Annotated in this window: 5 protein-coding genes; all 5 read left to right on the top strand. The window is 33.1% G+C overall.

Going from position 1 to position 5,168, the window contains the following annotated elements; translation table 11 throughout:
* Window position 1 precedes the first annotated feature (1 nt).
* The 5 genes from AADI82_RS13610 (at window position 2) to AADI82_RS13590 (ending at window position 5,144) form a co-directional block, all read left to right on the top strand.
* The gene (locus tag AADI82_RS13610) at window positions 2-304 is read left to right on the top strand and encodes a nucleotide pyrophosphohydrolase (RefSeq protein ID WP_341216972.1); all 303 of its coding nucleotides are present in this window, start codon (window positions 2-4) and stop codon (window positions 302-304) included.
* A gap of 119 nt (window positions 305-423) precedes the next feature.
* Window positions 424-1,653, top strand: coding sequence for a 3-phosphoshikimate 1-carboxyvinyltransferase (locus AADI82_RS13605; RefSeq protein ID WP_341216971.1), 1,230 nt, complete (start codon window positions 424-426; stop codon window positions 1,651-1,653).
* Window positions 1,654-1,766: 113 nt separating this feature from the next.
* Complete coding sequence (gene queA, locus AADI82_RS13600; RefSeq protein ID WP_341216970.1) at window positions 1,767-2,816, top strand: tRNA preQ1(34) S-adenosylmethionine ribosyltransferase-isomerase QueA; 1,050 nt, start codon at window positions 1,767-1,769, stop codon at window positions 2,814-2,816.
* Between the two features lie 226 nt (window positions 2,817-3,042).
* Window positions 3,043-4,083: a 23S rRNA (adenine(2503)-C(2))-methyltransferase RlmN gene (gene rlmN, locus AADI82_RS13595; RefSeq protein WP_341216969.1), complete on the top strand. Its 1,041-nt coding sequence runs from the start codon at window positions 3,043-3,045 to the stop codon at window positions 4,081-4,083.
* Window positions 4,084-4,166: 83 nt separating this feature from the next.
* On the top strand, window positions 4,167-5,144 hold the full coding sequence (locus AADI82_RS13590) for a polyprenyl synthetase family protein (RefSeq protein WP_341216968.1): 978 nt from the start codon (window positions 4,167-4,169) through the stop codon (window positions 5,142-5,144).
* The last annotated feature ends 24 nt before the right edge of the window (window positions 5,145-5,168 follow it).

The following is a 5,168-nucleotide window of genomic DNA, read 5'->3' as shown; positions in this document are numbered from 1 at the left end:
AATAGTTGACGATTGGATTAACCAACACGGTGTACGCTACTTTAATGAACTTACCAATATGGCTCAACTTACCGAAGAGGTTGGTGAAGTAGCCCGAATTATAGCACGTCGTTATGGCGAACAAAGTGAAAAAGAAAGCGATAAGAACAAAGATTTAGGCGAAGAATTAGCAGATGTATTGTTTGTAGTATTGTGTTTAGCCAATCAAACAGGCGTAGATTTACAAAACGCGTTTGATAAAAGAATGGAAAAGAAAGCAAAACGAGACCACGATAGACATCATAATAATGATAAATTGAAATGACATTCTTAAAATAATACACCCTAAGAATTTTGGTAAACTCAAAAAAACACAAAATTCCATAGTATTAATCTCGATTATCGAGTAAATTTGCAAGCTTTAAGACGCTAGACAATTTTACAATGGGTAGTATTACACTTCAAAAATCAAAAAACACAAGCTGTAAATCTGAAATTACAATAACAGGTTCTAAAAGTGAATCTAACAGATTATTACTATTAAAAGCATTATACCCAGAGATATGTTTAGAAAATGTTTCAAATTCAGATGATAGTCAACTAATGACAAAAGCATTGATTTCATCATCTAATATTGTAGATATCCATCATGCAGGAACTGCTATGCGATTTTTAACAGCCTATTTTTCTATTCAAGAAGGGCAAGAAGTAACGCTTACAGGCTCTAAAAGAATGAAAGAACGACCAATTAAAATTTTGGTTGATGCTTTACAAGATTTAGGAGCAGATATAAGTTATGTGGAAAATGAAGGCTTTCCTCCAATAAAAATAAAAGGGAATAAGTTAACTAAAAATAAAGTATCGCTAAAAGCCAATGTAAGCAGTCAATATATTTCTGCTTTATTATTAATAGCGTCAAAACTTGAAAATGGAATTGTGCTAACCTTAGAGGGCGAAATCACTTCAGTTCCATATATAAAAATGACATTGAGTTTATTAGATGAAATAGGTGTTGAATCCTCTTTTATAAATAACACCATTACTGTAAAACCCAAAACCCAAAACCTAAAATCAAAAACCTTAACTGTAGAATCAGATTGGTCTTCGGCATCGTACTATTTTAGTATTGTAGCATTAAGCGAAGTAGGTACCGAAATTACATTATCATCATATAAAGAAAACTCACTGCAAGGTGATTCTGCTTTAGTTAATATTTATAAAGAATTTGGGGTTGAAACTACATTTTTAAATAATACAATCATCTTAAAAAAGGAAGCTCAAAACCTAACACCTAAAACCTTTAATTTAGTAAACGCTCCAGATATTGCACAAACTATTGCTGTAACCTGTTTTGCATTAGGAGTTCCTTGCGATTTAAAAGGGCTTCATACGCTTAAAATAAAAGAAACTGATAGGTTAGTAGCTTTAAAAACCGAAATTGAAAAATTAGGAGGAAAGGTAGATATAACAAACGATTCATTGCTTTTACATGCTTCTAAATCAATAAAAGAAATGATTTCAATTGAAACTTATCATGATCATAGAATGGCAATGGCTTTTGCGCCTTTAGCATTAAAAACTTCAATTATTATAGAAGATGCTATGGTAGTTTCAAAATCATATCCAACGTTTTGGGACGATTTAAAATCCATTGGATTTAAAATATCTGAATAATAATCACTCATTTACTTGACAAGGCCTATGCGCAGATTGTATATTTGCAGCCGTTTGTAATTTTTAGAGCATTGATTATAAACAATTAAACATATAATAAATAAACGTTTTCAATGAAATTATCACACTTTGGGTTTAATTTACCAGACGAATTATTAGCAGAATATCCAGCAGAGAATAGAGACGAATCGCGTTTAATGGTTTTAAACAGAAAAGAGCAAACCATCGAGCACAAAATGTTTAAAGATCTTATTGATTATTTTGATCAAGACGATGTTATGATTCTTAATAACACCAAGGTATTTCCTGCTAGATTATACGGTAATAAAGAAAAAACTGGAGCTAGAATTGAAGTGTTTTTATTGAGAGAATTAAACGAAGAACAACGCCTTTGGGATGTTTTAGTAGATCCTGCAAGAAAAATAAGAATTGGTAATAAACTATACTTTGGTGATGACGATACTTTAGTAGCCGAGGTTATAGATAACACCACATCAAGAGGGCGTACTTTACGTTTTTTATATGATGGATCTTATAAAGAGTTCCGTAGAAAATTAACAGAACTAGGAGAAACACCACTTCCAAAATACATTAAAAGAGATGTTGAGCCAGAAGACGAAGACCGTTACCAAACTATTTTCGCTAAAAACGAAGGTGCTGTAGCCGCTCCAACTGCTGGATTGCATTTTTCTAAACATTTATTAAAACGGTTAGAAATTAAAGGTATTGATTTTGCAGAAGTAACACTTCACGTAGGATTAGGAACTTTTAACCCTGTTGAGGTTGAAGATTTATCTAAGCACAAAATGGATAGTGAAGAGTTAAAAATAGATGATAAAGCAGTAAGCATTGTAAATAACGCATTAAAAAATAAAAAACGTGTTTGTGCAGTAGGTACAACAGCTATGCGTGCGATAGAAAGTGCAGTATCATCAAGCGGAAAGCTAAATGAATTTGATGGTTGGACCAATAAATTTATTTTCCCACCATACGACTTTAGTATCGCAAACTGCATGATTACTAATTTTCACACACCAAAATCAACTCTATTAATGATGGCTTCTGCTTTTGCAGGTCACGATTTTATAAAAAAGGCCTATGACGAAGCCGTAAAAGAAAAATATAAATTTTACAGCTACGGCGACGCCATGTTAATCATATAAATACTTAAAAGCCTTGTTTTTTACAAGGCTTTTTCTTGTGCTGAACTTGTTTCAGTATCTCAATTTTTTGGGCATTCCCCAAAAGGGTCGGGCTTTCCGCTATATCTTTTTCTCGTGCCTCAAAAAAGGATGCCGCATCAATCCCTAATGCTAACCCTAACTCCAATTAAAAATCGTCTGTCGTAATTCGTCAATCGAAATTCCTTTCACTATTTTTGCAAAACTTATGACAGATAAGAAAAAAGACATACGCGCATTAACCAAAGAACAATTAAGAGATTTCTTTGTAAAGCAAGGTGATAAAGCCTTTAGAGGCAATCAAGTTTATGAATGGCTTTGGCAAAAATCTGCACATACTTTCGAAGATATGACTAATGTTTCAAAAGAAACACGTCAAATGCTCGAAGATAATTTTGTGATTAATCACATAAAAGTTGATACCATGCAGCGTAGTAGTGATGGTACAGTTAAAAATGCAGTACGCTTACACGATGGATTAATAGTCGAGTCGGTTTTAATTCCAACGAAAACACGAACAACAGCCTGTGTGTCAAGTCAAGTAGGCTGTAGTTTAGATTGTAAGTTTTGTGCAACTGCACGTTTAAAACGCATGCGTAATTTAAACCCAGACGAAATTTACGACCAAGTGGTTGCTATTGATAACGAAAGTAGGTTATATCACAATCGTCCGTTAAGTAATATTGTATTTATGGGTATGGGCGAACCATTAATGAATTATAATAACGTTATTAAAGCCATCGATAAAATTACATCGCCCGAAGGTTTAGGGATGTCGCCAAAACGAATTACAGTTTCAACTTCTGGGGTACCAAAAATGATTAAAAAAATGGCGGATGATGCCGTGAAATTTAATTTAGCTGTATCACTACATTCAGCTATCGATGAAGTTAGAACCAGTATTATGCCTTTTAACGAAACATTTCCTTTAAAAGATTTAAAAGAGTCTTTAGAATACTGGTACGAAAAAACAAATCGTAAAATAAGTTACGAATATGTGGTTTGGAAAGGGATTAACGATACTCAAAAAGATATTGATGCTTTTGTAAAGTTTTGTAAATATGTGCCTTGTAAAGTTAATATTATAGAGTACAACCCCATTGATGATGGTGATTTTCAACAAGCAACAAACGAAGCTTTAGAAAACTATATTCGTACCTTAGAAAAAAACAGAATAGTGGTTAATGTTCGCCGAAGTAGAGGTAAAGATATTGATGCGGCTTGCGGTCAATTAGCCAATAAAAGTTAATCAAATTGTCATTCCTGAGCAGGCAGGAATCTCATACATTTATATCTCATATTTCATCTGAAATACTATCTTTGAATCTTCAAATGAAAATAGTAGAACAAATAAAGCAGCCTATAGCTTACGAAATGGATCTTTTCGAGCAGAAGTTCCAACTTTCTATGTCTAGTAAAGTCGCTTTACTTAATAGAATTACGCATTACATTGTTAACCGAAAGGGGAAACAAATGCGACCCATGTTTGTGTTTTTGGTATCTAAAATGGTGTCCAATGGCGAAGTAAGTGAGCGTACTTACAGAGGCGCATCAGTTATAGAATTGATCCACACAGCTACTTTGGTACACGATGATGTGGTGGACGATAGTAATCGTCGTCGAGGTTTTTTCTCTATAAACGCTCTTTGGAAAAATAAAATAGCCGTTTTAATTGGCGATTATTTACTCTCTAAAGGCTTGTTGTTGTCTATTGATAATAACGATTTCGATTTACTTAAAATCATATCCATTGCTGTTCGCGAAATGAGCGAGGGTGAACTACTTCAAATTGAGAAAGCTAGAAAATTAGATATTACAGAAGCTATTTATTACGAGATTATTCGTCAAAAAACAGCAACACTTATTGCGGCGTGTTGTAGTTTAGGGGCAGCATCGGTAAAACCAGATTCTCAAGATGTTGAAACCATGCGAAAGTTTGGAGAGCTTATAGGTATGGCATTTCAAATAAAAGACGATTTGTTTGATTATGGAGACACACAAATAGGTAAGCCAACAGGAATTGATATTAAGGAACAAAAAATGACGTTGCCTTTAATTTATGTGCTCAATCAAGCTTCAAAGAAAGATAAACGTTGGCTAATCAATTCTATTAAAAATCATAATAAAGATACCAAACGCGTTAAAGAAGTGATTGCTTTTGTAAAAGAAAATGGTGGTTTAGATTATGCTATTAACAAAATGAAAGCGTTTCAAACCGAAGCGTTACAATTGTTAGAAACTTACCCAGATTCAGAATATAAAAATTCACTAAAACTTATGGTGAATTATGTGATTGAAAGGAAAAAATAATTAGTTTTTAAGTAGTTCGTTTAA

It is taken from the genome of uncultured Wocania sp. (assembly GCF_964021735.1).
In the GTDB taxonomy this organism is placed as follows: Bacteria; Bacteroidota; Bacteroidia; order Flavobacteriales; family Flavobacteriaceae; genus Wocania_A.
This window is presented reverse-complemented; position numbering and strand designations above follow the sequence as displayed.